14 protein-coding genes are annotated in these 15,930 nt (G+C 70.1%); 5 read left to right on the top strand and 9 right to left on the bottom strand.

The window, feature by feature from the left end; all coding sequences use genetic code 11:
* The first annotated feature begins 104 nt into the window (after nucleotides 1-104).
* Entirely contained in the window at nucleotides 105-2,402 is a 2,298-nt protein-coding gene (locus JKP75_RS09550; RefSeq protein WP_200491635.1) for a (Fe-S)-binding protein, read from the top strand.
* Between the two features lie 218 nt (nucleotides 2,403-2,620).
* Here the strand turns inward: JKP75_RS09550 and JKP75_RS09545 are convergent, their stop codons facing one another.
* From JKP75_RS09545 to JKP75_RS09530, 4 genes are all read right to left on the bottom strand, one after another.
* Nucleotides 2,621-3,553 carry a VWA domain-containing protein gene (locus JKP75_RS09545; RefSeq protein WP_051515986.1) on the bottom strand — a complete coding sequence of 311 codons (933 nt, stop codon included), beginning with the start codon at nucleotides 3,551-3,553 and terminating at the stop codon, nucleotides 2,621-2,623.
* A gap of 66 nt (nucleotides 3,554-3,619) precedes the next feature.
* A complete protein-coding gene (locus JKP75_RS09540; protein ID WP_309229986.1) occupies nucleotides 3,620-4,528 on the bottom strand; it encodes a MoxR family ATPase in 909 nt (302 codons plus the stop codon).
* A gap of 120 nt (nucleotides 4,529-4,648) precedes the next feature.
* On the bottom strand, nucleotides 4,649-5,485 hold the full coding sequence (locus tag JKP75_RS09535; protein ID WP_200491636.1) for a mycofactocin-coupled SDR family oxidoreductase: 837 nt from the start codon (nucleotides 5,483-5,485) through the stop codon (nucleotides 4,649-4,651).
* A complete protein-coding gene (locus JKP75_RS09530; RefSeq protein ID WP_040339434.1) occupies nucleotides 5,485-6,321 on the bottom strand; it encodes a mycofactocin-coupled SDR family oxidoreductase in 837 nt (278 codons plus the stop codon). Before JKP75_RS09530 ends, JKP75_RS09535 begins: the two co-directional genes overlap by 1 nt.
* Nucleotides 6,322-6,443: 122 nt before the next feature.
* Here JKP75_RS09530 and JKP75_RS09525 point away from each other — a divergent pair, with 122 nt between their 5' ends.
* Nucleotides 6,444-7,046 carry a TetR family transcriptional regulator gene (locus tag JKP75_RS09525; RefSeq protein WP_040339433.1) on the top strand — a complete coding sequence of 201 codons (603 nt, stop codon included), beginning with the start codon at nucleotides 6,444-6,446 and terminating at the stop codon, nucleotides 7,044-7,046.
* A gap of 507 nt (nucleotides 7,047-7,553) precedes the next feature.
* On the opposite strand, the gene JKP75_RS23830 is transcribed toward JKP75_RS09525, so the two are convergent.
* Complete coding sequence (locus JKP75_RS23830) at nucleotides 7,554-8,174, bottom strand: TetR family transcriptional regulator (RefSeq protein WP_200493007.1); 621 nt, start codon at nucleotides 8,172-8,174, stop codon at nucleotides 7,554-7,556.
* Between the two features lie 318 nt (nucleotides 8,175-8,492).
* Here JKP75_RS23830 and JKP75_RS23825 point away from each other — a divergent pair, with 318 nt between their 5' ends.
* Entirely contained in the window at nucleotides 8,493-9,641 is a 1,149-nt protein-coding gene (locus JKP75_RS23825; protein ID WP_309229720.1) for a cytochrome P450, read from the top strand.
* A gap of 511 nt (nucleotides 9,642-10,152) precedes the next feature.
* Nucleotides 10,153-11,343, top strand: coding sequence for an NAD(P)/FAD-dependent oxidoreductase (locus JKP75_RS09510; protein ID WP_200491640.1), 1,191 nt, complete (start codon nucleotides 10,153-10,155; stop codon nucleotides 11,341-11,343).
* A gap of 57 nt (nucleotides 11,344-11,400) precedes the next feature.
* Here the strand turns inward: JKP75_RS09510 and JKP75_RS09505 are convergent, their stop codons facing one another.
* A complete protein-coding gene (locus JKP75_RS09505) occupies nucleotides 11,401-12,585 on the bottom strand; it encodes a cytochrome P450 (RefSeq protein WP_200491641.1) in 1,185 nt (394 codons plus the stop codon).
* Between the two features lie 62 nt (nucleotides 12,586-12,647).
* Between JKP75_RS09505 and JKP75_RS22665 the strand changes: the two genes are divergently transcribed.
* A complete protein-coding gene (locus JKP75_RS22665) occupies nucleotides 12,648-13,229 on the top strand; it encodes a TetR/AcrR family transcriptional regulator (protein WP_040339429.1) in 582 nt (193 codons plus the stop codon).
* 164 nt (nucleotides 13,230-13,393) lie between these two features.
* Here JKP75_RS22665 and JKP75_RS09495 read toward each other — a convergent pair whose 3' ends face one another.
* Genes JKP75_RS09495 through JKP75_RS09485 form a run of 3 tightly spaced genes read right to left on the bottom strand, consistent with a single transcriptional unit; the run spans nucleotide 13,394 to nucleotide 15,401 of the window.
* The gene (locus JKP75_RS09495; RefSeq protein ID WP_200491643.1) at nucleotides 13,394-14,272 is read right to left on the bottom strand and encodes a sulfite exporter TauE/SafE family protein; all 879 of its coding nucleotides are present in this window, start codon (nucleotides 14,270-14,272) and stop codon (nucleotides 13,394-13,396) included.
* Nucleotides 14,269-14,622, bottom strand: a complete 354-nt coding sequence (locus JKP75_RS09490; RefSeq protein ID WP_200493006.1) for a rhodanese-like domain-containing protein — start codon at nucleotides 14,620-14,622, stop codon at nucleotides 14,269-14,271. The genes JKP75_RS09495 and JKP75_RS09490 overlap by 4 nt, the downstream gene beginning before the upstream one ends.
* A gap of 26 nt (nucleotides 14,623-14,648) precedes the next feature.
* Nucleotides 14,649-15,401, bottom strand: coding sequence for a GntR family transcriptional regulator (locus JKP75_RS09485; protein WP_051515985.1), 753 nt, complete (start codon nucleotides 15,399-15,401; stop codon nucleotides 14,649-14,651).
* Nucleotides 15,402-15,930 lie beyond the last annotated feature (529 nt).

Genomic DNA, 15,930 nt, shown 5'->3' with positions numbered 1-15,930 from the left:
GCGCGGAGCGATGAGCCCCCAGGCGCACACCGCACAGAGTTTCGCCGTCGCCGATCGGCGCACGGGAGTCAACCGACGCCGTCAGGCGTGCGGGGGAGGAATTGATGACGGGCCCGCTGCAGGTCGTCCTGGGGACGATCAGCGTCCTGTTCCTGTTCGTTTCGGTGGTGATGGCCTACCGGGCCGTCCGCGCGATGGTGCGGATCATCCGCACCGGCCAGCCCGACGGCACCCGGTGGGGGCCGGTGAGGACCCGCCTGAAGACGACGCTGGTCGAGTCGCTGGGTCACACCCGGATGCTGAAGTGGTCCTCGATCGGGGTCGCGCACTGGTTCGTCTTCATGGGGTTCTACGGCCTCGTGCTGACGCTGGTGGAGGCGTTCGGTGAGGTGTGGAACCCCGCTTTCCACATCCCGCTGATCGGTGAGTGGGGCGTCTGGAACCTGTTCGCGGACATCATCGGCACCGGCACGATCCTCGGGATCGGCTACCTGATCTACCGGCGCCAGAAGGACCACCCGCGCCGGCAGGGTCGCAAGAGCCGCTTCGCCGGTTCCAACGAGGGCCGCGGCTACTTCGTCGAGTTCGTCGTCGCCACCGTCGGTGTCTGCATCCTGCTGATCCGCGCGCTCAAGGTCTCCAGCGACCTCACCGAGGCCCCCGGCTGGTCGCACCCGGTCTCCGGCGCCCTGGCCACGATCCTCCCGGACAGCCCCGACCTGCTGACGGTCGTCGCCTTCGTCAAGATCGTCGTGAGCCTGACCTGGCTGGTCGTCATCAGCCGGATCCTGAACATGGGTGTCGCCTGGCACCGGTTCAGCGCCTTCTTCAACATCTACTTCAAGCGCAACGCCGACGGCGCCCCCGCGCTCGGCCCGCTGCTCCCGATGACCTCGGGCGGCAAGCCGATCGACTTCGAGGACCCGGGCGACGACGACATCTTCGGTCGCGGCAAGATCGAGGACTTCACCTGGAAGGGGATGCTGGACTTCTCCACCTGCACGGAGTGCGGGCGGTGCCAGAGCCAGTGCCCCGCGTGGAACACGGGCAAGCCGCTCAGCCCGAAGATGGTGATCATGGATCTCCGCGATCACCTCTACGCGAAGGCCCCCTACCTCCTCGGCGCGCAGACGGCCAGCGAGACCGCTCCCGACTACGACGTCCTCAAGCCCAGCGACGAGCAGGTCTGGGCCTCGGGCTACGCCCGCATCGAGGGCACCAACGACGCGCAGGCGCACCGCCCGCTCGTCGGCACCCTCGAGGAGGGCGGGGTCATCGACCCCGACGTCCTGTGGAGCTGCACCAACTGCGGTGCCTGCGTCGAGCAGTGCCCGGTGGACATCGAGCACGTCGACCACATCAACGACATGCGCCGCTACCAGGTCCTGATCGAGAGCAACTTCCCCTCCGAGGCCGGCGTGATGCTGACCAACCTGGAGAAGCGCGGCAACCCGTGGGGCATGGGCGGCAACGTCCGCGAGGACTGGATCAAGGAGCTGGACTTCGAGGTCCGCATGGCCGACGGCCCGCTGCCCCACGAGGTCGAGTACCTGTTTTGGGTCGGCTGCGCCGGCGCCGTCGACGACCGCGCCAAGAAGGTCACCAAGGCCGTCGCGGAGCTGTTGCACACCGCGGGCGTCGAGTTCGCCGTCCTCGGCAGCGGGGAGACCTGCTCCGGTGACCCGGCCCGCCGCCTGGGCAACGAGTTCGTCTTCCAGCAGCTGGCCATGGAGAACGTCGAGACCCTCAACAGCGTCTTCGAGGGCCGCGTCCCCGGCACGCGCAAGATCGTGGCCACCTGCCCGCACTGCTTCAACTCGCTGGGCAAGGAGTACCCGCAGGTCGGTGGCGAGTACGAGGTCATCCACCACACGCAGCTGCTCGGCCAGCTGATCGAGGAGGGCCGGCTCGTCCCGGTCACCCCGATCGACCGCAAGGTGACCTACCACGACCCGTGCTTCCTGGGCCGGCACAACAAGGTCTACACGCCGCCGCGCGAGATCCTCGAGTCCGTCCAGGGCCTGTCCACGCAGGAGATGCACCGCTGCAAGGACCGCGGCTTCTGCTGCGGCGCCGGCGGTGCCCGCATGTGGATGGAGGAGAAGATCGGCAAGCGGATCAACATGGAGCGCACCGAGGAGGCGCTCGAGCTCGATCCTGACGTCATCTCCACCGCGTGCCCGTTCTGCATCACGATGCTCTCCGACGCCCTCACGTCGAAGAAGCAGAACGGCGAGGCCGGCGAGCACGTCGAGGTCCTCGACGTCAGCCAGATCCTGCTGCGCTCGATGCAGCCGGTGGCGGCGGGCGTCCAGGGCGCGGCCTCCGGTGCCGACGTCGGCACCAAGACCGACGACGTCGTCGGGCTCGACTCCGCGGCGACGGAGCACGACCCTAAGTAGGAGAAGGACCGGCGACGGCGCGTGTTCCCCGCCCGGGGAGCACGCGCCGTCGCCGTTTCCTGCACAGTGGCCGCGTGCTCCTGCGGCTGCGCCTGACAGTCCCTCCGGACGGGACGCGCAAGGTGCGGGCATGCCGCTCGACCACGCCGCCTCGAGGCGTAGGCGGAGACTGCTGGACAGGGTGGGGGAGGGCGCAGTGCGTGACGAATCCCCACAGGTCAATCACTGAAGACAGCGGAGAGCGCCGCAGCGACGTCCCGGTGGTCGCTGACCAGCCTGGCCCGGCCGCGACCCAGCCGGGCGAGGTCGCGGCCGAGCTCGACGTCCTGCTCCCCGGAGGTGTCAACCAGGACGTCCAGCCGCGGAAGCCGCGCAGCGGTCAGCCGCGGGTCGGGTCCGGCGTTGTGCACGCAGTCCGACAGCAGGAGCACCCGTGCGTCACGCGGCGGCACGCCCTCCAGCTGATGGGCCGCGGTATCCAGCGCGAAGGACACGTTCGTCAGCCCCTGGGTCGGCACCCGCAGCAACAGGTCGAGCACGGCGAGCGGCGCGACCTGCTCGCCCATCCGCACCAACACCGCAGCGTCGGACCAGAAGGCGACGACGGCGAGCGAGTCGCGGGCCAGCTCGCCGGCCAGCGCCCCCACCGTGGCCGCCGCCGTCCGCACCCGCTCGCCCTTCATCGACCCCGACACGTCCACGACGAGCACGACCGAGCGACGCTGCCGTACCCGCTCGCGCACCACCAGGTCGGTGCCCTCCGGGTACGGGATGCCGACGATCGCCTCGAGGGTGCGCTCCAGGTCCAGCTCGTCGGACCCCCCGCTCCAGGACAGACTGGCCAGCTCGCCCACGCCGCGCCGGGACCGCTGGTCGCGCGGCGGGCGCGGCACAGCGAGCCGGCGGGCGATCTGCCGCGCGCGTGCCCGGGTCAGCTGGTCCGCCCCGCTCTCGGTCGCCAGGTCGGCCAGCGCGATGAGGTCGGCCGGTTCGTCGGTCGTGCCGGACGCGGTCCCGCCGGCCCGGGTCGCCGCCGTCTGCGTCCGCCGCCGGTCGCCGGAGACGAGCGCCATGCCGCCCTCGCCGCGGGACGGCTCATAGAGCGTCGGCTGCTCGGTGAGCTGCTTGGGCCTGCGCCGGAGTGGTCGCATTCCCCGGGTCCGGCTCGCGCCCGGGCGGTCGCGGCGGGTCACCGGGGAGTCGGCGTCGACGGCTCTTCAACCAGGCTCCGCCGCCGCCGGGTGGAGCAGGAAGTGGTCCTGCCAGATCTCCCGGAGCACCGTCTCCGGCGTCGTCTCCAGCGTCTCGTCGAGGAACACGCGCCCGGACAGGGCCAGCAGCATCGCGTCCAGGACGATGTCGGTGTACTCCTCGGGCAGCCCACGCGGCGGCGCGACCGACGGTTCGGCCGGCAGCTGCACGTCGCGGATCGCGGCCAGTTGGGCGGCGATCAGCGCGAGGTCGATCGCGCCCCGCACGCTGCTGCCCTGCCGCAGGTCATCCCGCTCCCGGGTCGCCCGGGTGAGCGCCACTGCGTCCGCGAGGAGCCGCGGCGACTCCAGCCCGGTCCGGCGGCCGGCTATGCCCCGCTCGGCCTCGGCATCCTGGTAACCGATCACCAGCCGGCACAACCGGTCGTGCACGGACGTGGACAGCCGGGTGGTGCCGATCGTGTCGTAGGGGTTCATCGAGGCGATGACGCGGAAGCTGGCCTCCGCCTCGACCGTGCCGACCCGGGGCACCGCGATCCGCCGCTCGGCCATCGCTGTGAGCAGCGTGTTGAGGGTGTCCTCCGGCGCCCGGTTGAACTCCTCCACGTAGAGGAAGCCGCCTGAGCGCATCGCCTCGACCAGCGGGCCTGGCACGAAGTTCTCCGGGGAGTAGTCCTCGCGCAGCACCCGGGCGGGGTCGTGGTGCCCGACGAGCCGGGTGGGAGGGAGGTCGGCGTTGCCCTCGACGAAGACCAGCGGGATGCCCCACTCGGCCGTGATCGAGCGCAGCAGCGTCGACTTCGACGTCCCCGGCGGTCCCTCGAGCAGCACGTCCCGGCCGGCCGCGACCGCGGCCAGCAGCAGGTCCAGCTCCCTGGTGCGTCCGACGAGGTGCTGGGCGACCCGGGTGCGGATCGTGCGGACGTGCGCGCCGTCGTCGAAGGTGACCCGGTGGCCGGTGACGACCGGGTCGTCGCCGGTGGCGTGCGGGATGTGCTCGGTCAGGACGAGCTCCTCGGAGAAAGGCGGCGGGCGCTACTTGACGGTGTACCCGGCGTCCACCGGGAGGGTCACCCCGGTGATGTATCGCGCCTCGTCGGAGACGAGGAACAGGATGGCGTTGGAGATGTCGACAGGCTCCACCCACGGGACGGGCAGCGCATTGGTGGACTGGAAGATCGGCTCGGCCTTCTCCCGGCTGGGTGCCGGATCGTCGGGCGCGAACAGTCCCCAGGTCTTCTCGTTCTGGATCATCACCGTGTCGACCCCCGTCGGGTGAACGCTGTTGACCCGGATCGAGTGCTGGGCGAACTCGTTCGCCAGCGTCCGCATGATCCCCACGACGCCGTGCTTGGCCGCGGTGTAGTGGATCGTGTTCGGCGTCCCCTTGAGCCCGGCCGTCGAGCTGGTGAGGACCATCGCCCCGCCCCGGCCGCCTTCGATGAGGTGCGGGAGCGCGACCTTGCACGTGTTCCACACCCCGGTCAGGTTGATGTCGATCATCTCCCGCCAGGCGTCGTCGGAGACCTCGAGGGCCGGCTGGATCTCGAAGACGCCGGCGTTCGCCAGCACGATGTCCAGCCGTCCCAGCTGGGCGACCCCCTCGTCCACCGCGGCCTTGAGCGCCCCGCTGTTGCGCACGTCGGCCTTGGTGGCGACGATCCGCCGGTCCAGCGCCTCGACCTGCCGCACTGTCTCGGCCAGGTCGTCCTCGGTGGCCGGCGGGAACATCTGGATGGACGGCACCGGCCCGGCGATGTCGACGGCGATGATGTCTGCGCCCTCCTGGGCCAGCCGCAGCGCGTGGCTGCGGCCCTGGCTCCGGGCGGCGCCGGTGATGAATGCGACCTTGCCCTCGACGCGTCCGGCCATCACTTGATCACCGACCCGGCGTCGACCGGCAGCTGGACGCCGGTGACGTACCGGGCCTCGTCGCTGACCAGCCACAGGATCGCGTTGCTGATGTCGACCGGCTCCACCCACTCGATCGGGAGTGCGTTGAGGCTCTGGAACGCCTCGCCGACGTCGTCCCGGGTGACGTCCGACGGCGACTTGTCCGGCCGGAAGAGGGTGTAGGTCTGCTCGTTGTGGATCATCGTGGTGTCCACCGCGGTGGGGTGCACCGAGTTCACCCGGATCATGTGCGGCGCCAGTTCGTTGGCCAGTGTCTTCACCAGTCCGACGACGCCGTGCTTGGCCGCGACGTAGTGCGCCAGGTTGGCCAGACCCTTGATCCCGGCGGTCGAACTGGTCAGAACGATGGCCCCGCCGTTCCCCCCGGCCTTCAGGTGGGGAAGAGCGGCTCGCACCGTCTTGAAGACCCCGGTGAGGTTGACGTCGATCATGTCGTCCCACATCTCGTCGGTCATCTCGTCGACCGGTGCGAAACTGGCGATCCCGGCATTGGCCAGCACGATGTCCAGCCGGCCGAGCTGGGCGACACCGTCGTCCACCGCGGCCTTCAGCGCGGCGCTGTCCCGGACATCGGCCTTGCTGGCGATGATCCGTCGGTCCAGCGCCTCCACCTGGCGGACCGTCTCGTCCAGGTCCTCCTGCGTCGCCAGCGGGTACCCCACCGTCCCGACCGTCCCCAGCAGGTCGACGGCGATGATGTCCGCGCCCTCCTGCGCCAGCCGCACCGCGTGGCTGCGGCCCTGGCCGCGAGCCGCCCCGGTGATGAAGGCGACCTTGCCTTCGACTCGTCCCACGGCGATCTCCCTTCGTGCGCCGGCCGATTGCCGACTGTGACCTGCGTCTCAGGTTATGGCACCGTGTGTCAGAAATGGAAGGGCGCTCGATGCCTGGATCCGGAGGGGAGGTTGCTGAGGGGATGGAGCAGGGGCGGGTCGCGACTGGCGACCGCGGCGGCAGGCCGGCGATCACGAGCGCCCACGAGCTGGCGGCCGTGGCGCAGCGGCTGTTCGTCGCCCACGGGTTCGACGAGACCAGCGTGGAGGACATCGCGACGGCGGCCGGTATCAGTCGGCGCACCTTCTTCCGCTACTTCTCGGTCAAGGCCGACGTCTGCTTCGCTGACTCGCCGACAGAGCTGGTCCGGCTGCAGCAGGCGTTGTCGGCGGCGGACCCGCATGAGTCCTACCGCCTCGTCATCGTCCGAGCGGTGGTGGCGGCCCTGCGCTTTCCGCCCGGGGAGCGGGAGTGGGCGTGGCAGCGGGCGCAGCTGGTGCTGGAAGTACCTGTCCTGCAGGCCCATGCGACGCGGATCTACGCGCAGTGGCGAAAGGCGGCCGCCGAGTTCGCGCGAGGCAGACGACCCGACGACGACGTGTTCCCGGTGGTCGTCGGGCACGCGGTGCTGGCGGGCACCCTGGCCGCGCACGAGTACTGGATCACCCATCCGGCCAGCGGACTGGATGACGCGCTCGTCCGGATGTTGGACCTCCTGCTCCCACCCGAGCCGCCCGCACCCTGACTCAGCTCGGCTTCCTCCACACCTTCCACAGCTGCCTCACGGCCGTGAGGCCGACTCGCGCGAGCGCCGGGCCGGTCGGAATGCCCGGTCAGGGCCGCAGCGTCCCGGACCATGGCAATGGCCCCAGAGCTGAGGGCCGTGACCTGCGCAAGGGCACTCGCGCTTGCCGACGCACGAGCGAACGCCTGTCCGCCGGCGGGTCGCCGGCGTGAGCTATGAGATGGGCGGGGGACGGCGCTCGTCCTCGCGGCGAGGTCGTGCCCTGCCCGCGACCTCGAACGATTCGTACAGCACCTAGGTAGCGGTGCTACGGCAGGGCGGCCCTCCTGCGACCCCGCGCTGGCGTGAGTGGCGGGATCGGACACGCACGATCAGCACCACGGTCGTGGCGGAGCGGAGGCGTGGTCGAGTCCGTCCCGATGAAGCAGGGCGGTCGGGCCCCGTCGTCACGAGCGGCCCGCCGTATCGCCTCTCGTGGACGGCTGCGCCAGCTGAAGCCGCCCGGGTTCATCGCCGGGGGGAGTCCCCTACGACCTGGTCGAGTTGCAGGGTGCGCAGGGCGATCCGAGTCAGCCGGTGCGCGGTGGTCGTGCGGTCATCGACGGGGAGTACCAGATGGCTGACGGCCAGTCGGACCAGTGCGTCCACGCCGTCGGCCAGGTCTCGTGGGTCGAGCTGCGGGAAGTGCTGCGTGAACCAGCTGATCAGGGTTCGGGTGGCGGCGTCGAGCACCGGCGCAGAACGCGTCGTGAGCATGGGCAGCAGGTCGTTGTCGGCGTCACGTGCCGAGGTGAGGATGGCGCACAGCAAGGGGCTGGCGTCGGCCTCGCCGAGCACGTACTCGATTGCTGCGGAGATTCCCCCCGCGGCGTCCTGAGGGTGCGCGTCGAGGGTGCGGGAGATGCCGACGAGGAACCTCTCGGTCTCCTGCATGATCAGCGCTTCGCCGAGTCCCTGCTTGTCGCCGAACTCCTTGTACAGCGTCGGGCGCGATACCCCTGTCAGCGCGGCGACGTCCCCCATGCGCACGCCGGACCAGCCCTTCTCCACGGTCAGGGCCCGCACTGCGTCCAGTGCGCGGTCGCGCACGTGCTGGCGGAAGGTCAGACGAAGAGGCTCTGCCGCCACTGGCCGTCTCCGTCCCCTCGTGCTTGTTGAGTCTTTGACAAGTGCCGACAGTCTGTCACGGCGCACTGCCCGAAATCCCCGCTCGCGAGGCCAGCCGTGACAGATTCGGTGATCGAGTCCAAGACTTGACAAAACCGTGCCGTGTGTCAACCTAAGCGTCACCCGTATGGAGCAGACCTTGGAGCCGTGATGACCGCTGTTGCCCAGCCACGCGACACCCGCCCCTATGACCAGGCGGACCTTTCGTCCCGAGCGTTTTGGTCGCAAACGGCCGCCGAGCGGGAGAAGACCTACGCCGTGCTGCGCGCCGAGCGTCCGGTGACATGGCACCAGCCGGTCGAGGACATGCTGATGAAGGACCCGAACGACCAGGGGTTCTGGGCCGTCGTGCGCCATGCCGACCTGGTCGAGGTCACCAAGCGGCACGAGGACTTCATCTCCGGCGAGGGCATCGTGATGGAGTCGATGCCGCAGGAGTTGCTCGACGCGGGGCAGGGCTTCATCGCGATGGACCCGCCACGGCACACCAAGATCCGGCGATTGCTGAGCTCGGCGTTCACCCCGAAGCAGATCCGTCGCATCGATGACCAGATCCAGGCCAACGCACGGCGCATCGTGGACGACATCGCCACCCGGGGCGAGGTCGACTTCGTCCCCGAAGTGGCGGCTCTCGTCCCGATGCACAACATCTGCGACATGATGGGCATCGACGAGGCCGACCGGGCGAGGATGGCCTACGAGTCGCAGTTCGCCGGGGGCTGGAACGACCCGGAGCTGATGGGTGACCAGGAACCCCTCGGCCGCCTGTTCGAGGCCATGCTCCACCTCGGTGAGCTGTCCGGACGGTACATCGCCGAGCGCCGGCGCAACCCGGGCGACGACCTGCTCAGCAACCTCGTGCAGGCGGAGGTCGACGGCGAGCGGCTGACCGACGAGGAGATCATGTCCTTCTTCGGGCTGCTCACCATTGCCGGCAACGACACGACCCGGCAGAGCACCAGCCATGCCATGAAGGCCCTGACCGACTTCCCCCAGCAGAAGGCCTGGCTGATGGAGGACCTCGACGGCCGGCTCAAGGGGGCGGTCGAGGAGATGGTCCGCTGGGCCACACCGATCATGACCTTCCGGCGCACCGCCTCCCGCGACTGCGAGCTGAACGGGCAACAGATCACCCAGGGCGACAAGGTCGTCATGTTCTACGCCTCGGCCAACTGGGACACCGAGGTGTTCGACGCGCCCGAGCGCTTCGACCTCTCCCGGAACCCGAACCCGCACGTGAGCTTCGGCGGCGGCGGCATCCACCACTGCCTGGGCAACCAGCTGGCCCGCCAGCAGCTGGCGGCCATCTACCGGGAGCTGCTGACCCGGCTGCCCGACATCGAGGTGGCCGGCGAGCCCTCCTACACGGTCAGCACCTTCTTCCACGGCGTCAACCACCTGCCCGTGCGCTTCACCCCAGAGCGCTGACCGACCCACCCGATCGGAAAGGACACTCGCGTGAGGATCGTGCTGGACGAGAGCAAGTGCTCGTCGTTGGGGATGTGCGAGTCGGTCGCCCCCGACTTCTTCGAGGTCCGTGACGACGGCGCACTCGAGCTGCTGAATCCCACGCCCCCGGGGGACCCAGCGGGCGCTGATGGAGGAGGCCGTCGCGGCCTGTCCCACCAGCGCGCTGAGCATCGAGGAGTGAGGTTGGTCCATCGCCGGGAGCGCGACGTCCCACGTCTTCGGGAACCCGGGCCTGCACGTAGCCGGCGGCTGGGCGATCTCGGCCGACTTCGGTCTCGACGCCTCGCTGACCATCACCGCACAGGTTGATCCCGCCTCCCTCTGGCTTGAAGGGAGAGCGGGCTCCAGGCCACCGCTGGGCGCGGCGACCAGCCCGTCGCGCCTTCCACTGCTCCCGGCTCGTGTGACCGCCGACCGCTGCTGCGCGCTGTGTCTCGGCGCACCAGCGCTGACTGTTCTCTGGAGAGTCATGCCCGAAGCACCTTTCGTCGTCGTCGGCGCCTCGCTTGCGGGACTGCGTGCGGTCGAGTCGGCCCGCAAGGCCGGATACTCGGGTCGGCTGCTGCTCGTCGGGGCGGAGGAGCACCTGCCCTACGACCGGCCACCGCTGTCCAAGGCATTCCTCGACCCGGGCGACGACCCGGCGATGCCGCACCACCGCACCGACGACGAGCTGCGAGCCCTGGACGTCGAGCTGCGCCTCGGCGTGCCCGCGACCGCGCTCGACACCGATGCCCGGGAAATCGTCCTGGGTGGTGAGGAGCAGCTGCGTTACGAGCGGCTGGTCATCGCGACGGGTGCGCGGGCCCGGCAGCTGCCCGGCGAGCAGCTCGACGGTGTGCACACCCTGCGCACGGTCGAGGACGCCCGCAGCATCCGGGGGGCACTGGACGCCGGACGCCGCATGGTCGTCGTCGGTGGTGGCTTCATCGGGTCCGAGGTCGCCTCGGCCGCCCGCAAACGGAACGTCGACGTCACCATCCTCGAGGCGGCCCCTCTGCCGCTCGTTCGTGCCGTCGGCGAGCAGATGGCAGCCGCCTGCGCAGACCTGCACGCCCGCAACGGCACCGAGCTGCGGTGCGGTGTCTCCGTCACCGGGCTCGAAGGCGAGGGTCGAGTGGAAGGTGTCGCGCTGTCCGACGGCTCGGTCCTGCCCGCCGATCTCGTCGTCGTCGGCATCGGTGCCGACCCCGTCACCGACTGGCTCATCGCTTCAGGACTGCACGTGGAGGACGGCGTCGTCTGCGACGAGACCTTGCGTGCCGGCCCCGAGGTGTACGCCGCGGGTGACGTCGCGCGCTGGCACAACGCACTCTTCGGCCGGACGATGCGCCTCGAGCACTGGACGTCGGCCGCCGAGCAGGGCGCCGCTGCCGCCCGCAACGCTCTGGCTCCCGCTCGGGCCACCCCGTACAGCGCCGTCCCCTACTTCTGGTCGGACTGGTACCGCGACAAGCTCCAGATGGTCGGTATCACCGCCGCCGACGAGGTCACGGTGATCGGGGACCTCGACGACGCTCGATGGCTCGCCCTCTACCGCCAGGACGACCTGCTCGTCGGCACCTTGGGGCTCAACATGCCGGGCAAGATCATGAAGTACCGGGCGATGATCGGCTGGCGAACCGCCTGGCAGGACGCTCTCGCCTTCGCCGGCCGATGAACAGCAGGATGTCGGTCGAGGCGCCGCCGAGCACCGCAGCGTCCCGGCCTGGGAGAGTCAGATGGTGATGGTCAGCGACCCGTAGCCACGGATGGGGCCTGACCGCAACCTGACCGGCGCGGCGCCGGTGTCGAGCCGCCAGGCATGGGTCCGGCTGAGCAGCTCGTCGAACACCAATCGGGTCTCGAGTTGGGCGAGCGCGGCGCCGAGGCAGAAGTGGATGCCGCGGCCGAACGCGAGCTGCCTGTCGACGACCCGGTCGATGTGGAAGTGGTCGGCGTCCGGGAACGCGCTGTCGTCCCGGTTGGCGGAGCCGAACAGCAGCAGGACCGTGTCGCCGGACCTCATCTGGACGTCGTGCAGGAGCACGTCTCGCGTGAGAGTGCGCGACAGGCCCTGGACGGGGGAGTCGTAGCGGAGCATCTCTCCCACGGCCGACGGAAGAAGACTGCGGTCGCGCGCGAGCCGGTCGATGACCTCGGGCCGCTCGGCCAGGACGGCGATGGTGTTGGAGATGAGGTTCGTGGTGGTTTCGTGGCCGGCCACCAGCAGCAGGAGGCAGAAGCCGAGCAGCTCGTCCTCGGAGAGCCGTCGGCCCTCCACCTCCGCGGTCACCAGCGCCGACATGAGGTCCGGTCGTGGCCGCGCCCGGCGCTCGTCGAGGAACTGGCGGAAGTACTCGTAGAGCGCAGCCGCGGCGTCGAGGTTCGACCTCATCGGATCGGGCGCGGAGATGTCGGTGGTCACCAGCGCCGTCGACCAGGCCTTGAACTGGTCCCGGTCCTCACGCGGCACGCCGAGCAGGTCGGCGATGACCATCGCCGGCAGCGGGCCGGACAACTCGCGCACCACGTCGCCACCGCCGGCGGTGACCAGACGCTCGGTGAGCTCCGCAGCCATCTGCTGCACCGGTGTCTCGAGCAGGGCGATCCGGCGCGGCGTGAAGGCCTTGGCGACCACACGCCGCAGGAGGTCGTGCCGCGGTGGGTCCATCATGATCATCATCGGCAGGAACGCGCCCGCCAGGTCGAAGCCCTGTGCCGGGAAGATGCCTCGAGCGGAAGAGAATGTCGTCGGGTCCTGGAGGGCTGCGCTGACATCCTCGTAGCGACTGAGTACCCAGCAGTTCCGTGGCGCGCACCAGTAGACAGGGCGGGTGGCGCGCAAGTCCGCGTAGACGGGGTACGGGTCGTCCTGCATGGCCGGGTCGAAGGGGTCGTACCGGAGGTCTGTCTCTGGCATGGTGACCCCTTGCGTCGGGAGTTTGTACTCGCAGTCTAAACAGCAGATCGGGAGGAGTGTCAATGCGTGCGGTGCCGGTCCAGATCGCCGCCCGGCTGCCTGCGGCCGCCGAGCTGTTCGCCGACCGGGGTGTCGAGAGCACGAAGATCGAGGATGTCGCGGCCGCCACAGGCGTGCCGAAGGCGACCCTCTACTACTACTTCAGTGGTAAGGAGGAGATCCTGGCGTTCCTGTTCCAGGACGTCCTCCGTCACATTGCGGATCAGGTCGCCATCGCGGCGATGGGGGAGGGCAGCGCCCGCGACAGGCTCGTCGGCGTCGTTCGTGCCCAACTCGCGGTGATGGCCGAGCAGCCGGCGGTCTGTCGCGCGCTGACCGGAGAGTTGGGCCGGGCCGGTCGGGTGCCTGCGCTGGCCGCCGCGATCCGGGCGGCCTACCACGCTCCCGTGGTCGAACTCTTGCACCAAGGCGCCACTGACGGCTCTCTTGCGCAGGTCGCCGACGCCGACGCCGCCGCCCTGATGATCTTCGGTGCTGTGACTGTCACTGGGCTGTCGCACCTCATTGCCGGCGGCAGAATTGGGGTCGACGACGCCACAGGCACCCTCGTCGCGGTCCTGCTGGACGGGCTCGGCGCCCACTGACTGCTACCCGCCTCCACCGCCTCTCCCGGGGGATCGCCGGGTCGTAGGTCAGGTCGTCCGGTCGCCCTGCCACGGTGAACATTGACGGCGGAGCAGAAGCGAGCCCATCCGACTCGGTCCCCAGCCGAAGTGCCGCCGGAAGGGTTCAACCGCTGACAGGTCGATCAGCCGGCCAGGCCCAGGATGCTGTCGGTACCCGTGTAGACGGCGACAGCGATGAGGAGCACGGCGAAGGCCTGGGTGAGGGTGGTACCCGACAGGCGGTCGGCGACCTTCTTTCCGGCCAGCGAGCCGGCGACCGCCGCCAACGTGAAGGGCACGATCACGGACCAGTCGAAGTCTGCGGACCCGGTTCGCGCCAGCAGGGAGCTGGCCGAGTTGAGGGCGATGATCATCAGCGACGTGGCGACCGCCTGCTGCATGGGCATGCGCAGGGCGAGGACCAGGGCCGGCACGACGACGAAGCCGCCGCCGACGCCGAAGAAGCCCGTCATGAAGCCGACCAGCAGGCCGGTGGCAACGATTTTTCCGGCCTGTGCGCCGGTCCACCGCCGACTCGTGTGCCTGCCCCCGGTGACGGATGATGCGGCCTCGGGCTCGGCCTCGGCCCCCGCGCGCGGCGCGGCCTCGACGGCGCCGACGCCGGAGTGCACGAGCCGCCGTTCCGGAGGGGAGTTCGTGGAGCTGCGGCTCTGGGCCAGCATCCCGGCAGCGGCCAGGAGGATGACCCCGGCGAACACGAGCAGCAGTACGTCCGCGTCGACGAGGCGGTTGGCCGCGGTGCCGGCGAGGCTGGCGGCGACGCCGACGATCCCGAAGGCGAGGCCGACGCCCCATCGCACCCGCCCGCTGCGCACGTGCCCGAGGGCCCCGGTGACGGCGGCGATGCCGACGATGAACAGGCTGCTGGTCGTGGCCGTGCGGGCATCCTGCCCGATGACGTAGACGAGCACGGGCACGGCCAGGATGGAGCCTCCGCCGCCGAGGGCGCCGAGGCTGAGCCCGATCAGCAGTCCCAGCCCGATCGCCGTGGCGGCGATCACGCGACCGTGCCCGGCTGCCCGCTGTCGGTGACCACCGGCAGACCGGCCTCGGCCCACCCCTTCATCCCGCCGGCGAGGTTGTGCACGGGCACCCCGGAGGCGGCCAGCAGATCGGCGGCCGTCTCCGAACGGTTGCCGGACCGACAGACCGCGATGGCCGGCCGGCCGGCGGGGATGGACTCGGGCCGCAGCTCGCCCAGCGGCACGTGCTGGGCTCGAGGGGCGTGGCCTGCGGCCCACTCCTGCGGCTCACGGACGTCGAGGAGTAGCGCCTCGCCGCGGTCGAGCATCTCCTCGGCCCGCTGCGCGTCGACGTCGGGGAGCCGGTCCTGATGGTTCGCAGTTGTCATGTCCGGCGTCCTTTCCGGTGCGGAGGTCAGCTGTACGTAGGCGTCAACATCAGGCTTCCGTGCCCGCCGGGTGTCCCGTGGGCGGATGTCAGCGCGCTGGTGAGCGCAAAGCGGTCGGCGCGGATCACGGTGTGCCGCCACTCGATGGGCACGCCGGAACTGATGCCGACCCGCTCGACGGCGAACGCAGCCGACGGTGGCTGCAGGTGCAGTGTCCGGTGCTCGGCCGGGGTGGGGATGATCGCGCGCACCGTCTCCTCGCCGGCGGTGACCGGGATGCCCGTCGTCGCCAGGAGTTGGTCGTAGAGGCTGGTGTGGCGGAAGTCGACCCCGAGCAGAGGTTCGCCCACCGAGGCCGGCAGCCATACACGGTCCAGCGCGAGCGGCGATCCGCCGGCCAGGCGAAGTCGCTCCAGGTACAGCAGTGGGGTGGACTCCTCGAGGCCGAGCCGCGGCGCGATGACGCCGTCGGCCCGGATGTCGAGGGCGCGGACCTCGGACAGCTGCTCGAGCCCGGTGTCCTCGACGGACGCGAAGAGCGAGTAGACGATCCCCGTCGGCTGTTCGATCACCGTGTCGGGCGTTGCCACGCGTGCGCGTCGGCCGCGGGAGACCTTCAGCACGCCCTCGGCCCGTAGGTGGCGGAGCGCTTCGCGGACGGTGTGCCGGCTCACGCCGTACTGCTCGACCAGGTCCAGTTCGCCGGGGAAGCTGCCGGCGAAGTCCCCGCGGTCCAGCCGAGCGCGCAGGTCGGTGAGCAGTTGATGCCACAGCGGCATTCCCGGCGTGCGCGTCAGGCGCCCCGCTCCGTTTCTGCCTGACGCCGAATCGACCGTCATGAAGCTCCCTGCCGTGCCGCCGAGAAGTCTCCTGATCCGGCTCCGACGTGGGGGTGCGCGTCACATCGGAACGTGTACGGTCATGTCTACACCAATTGTCCGGACAGGTGCAATCCGCAGGTCGAGTCACGGTGCAGGTCGAGGTGATTCCCATCGACGCGCTGCCGGAACGTGGTGGTGCTGTGGCTGGCCGGTGCGGGATGGGGGCGTCGATGCGATCGGCTTCTCGGCCGTCGGCTCGCGCGGGAGCAGGAGAGCGCGCCGCCAGGGGGCGCTTCACGTGGCGGGTCGAGGAAGTGCTGACCGCCGATCTGGGCTCCGCGGAGTTCGACCTGGTGCTGGACCTGCACCTTCCGCGCCCCCAGCTGGTGACGTCCCCGCTGGTGGTGTAAGTCCAGGCCACGACCGCGTGGGTGATCACGTGCGAGGGGCCATCGTGTGATGGTCAGCGAGACCACGCCAATGGTTC

Source organism: Blastococcus sp. TML/M2B, from assembly GCF_016612865.1.
GTDB lineage: Bacteria > Actinomycetota > Actinomycetes > Mycobacteriales > Geodermatophilaceae > Blastococcus.
The sequence above is the reverse complement of the archived record's forward strand: the minus strand, read 5'-3'. Positions and strand labels throughout refer to the sequence as shown.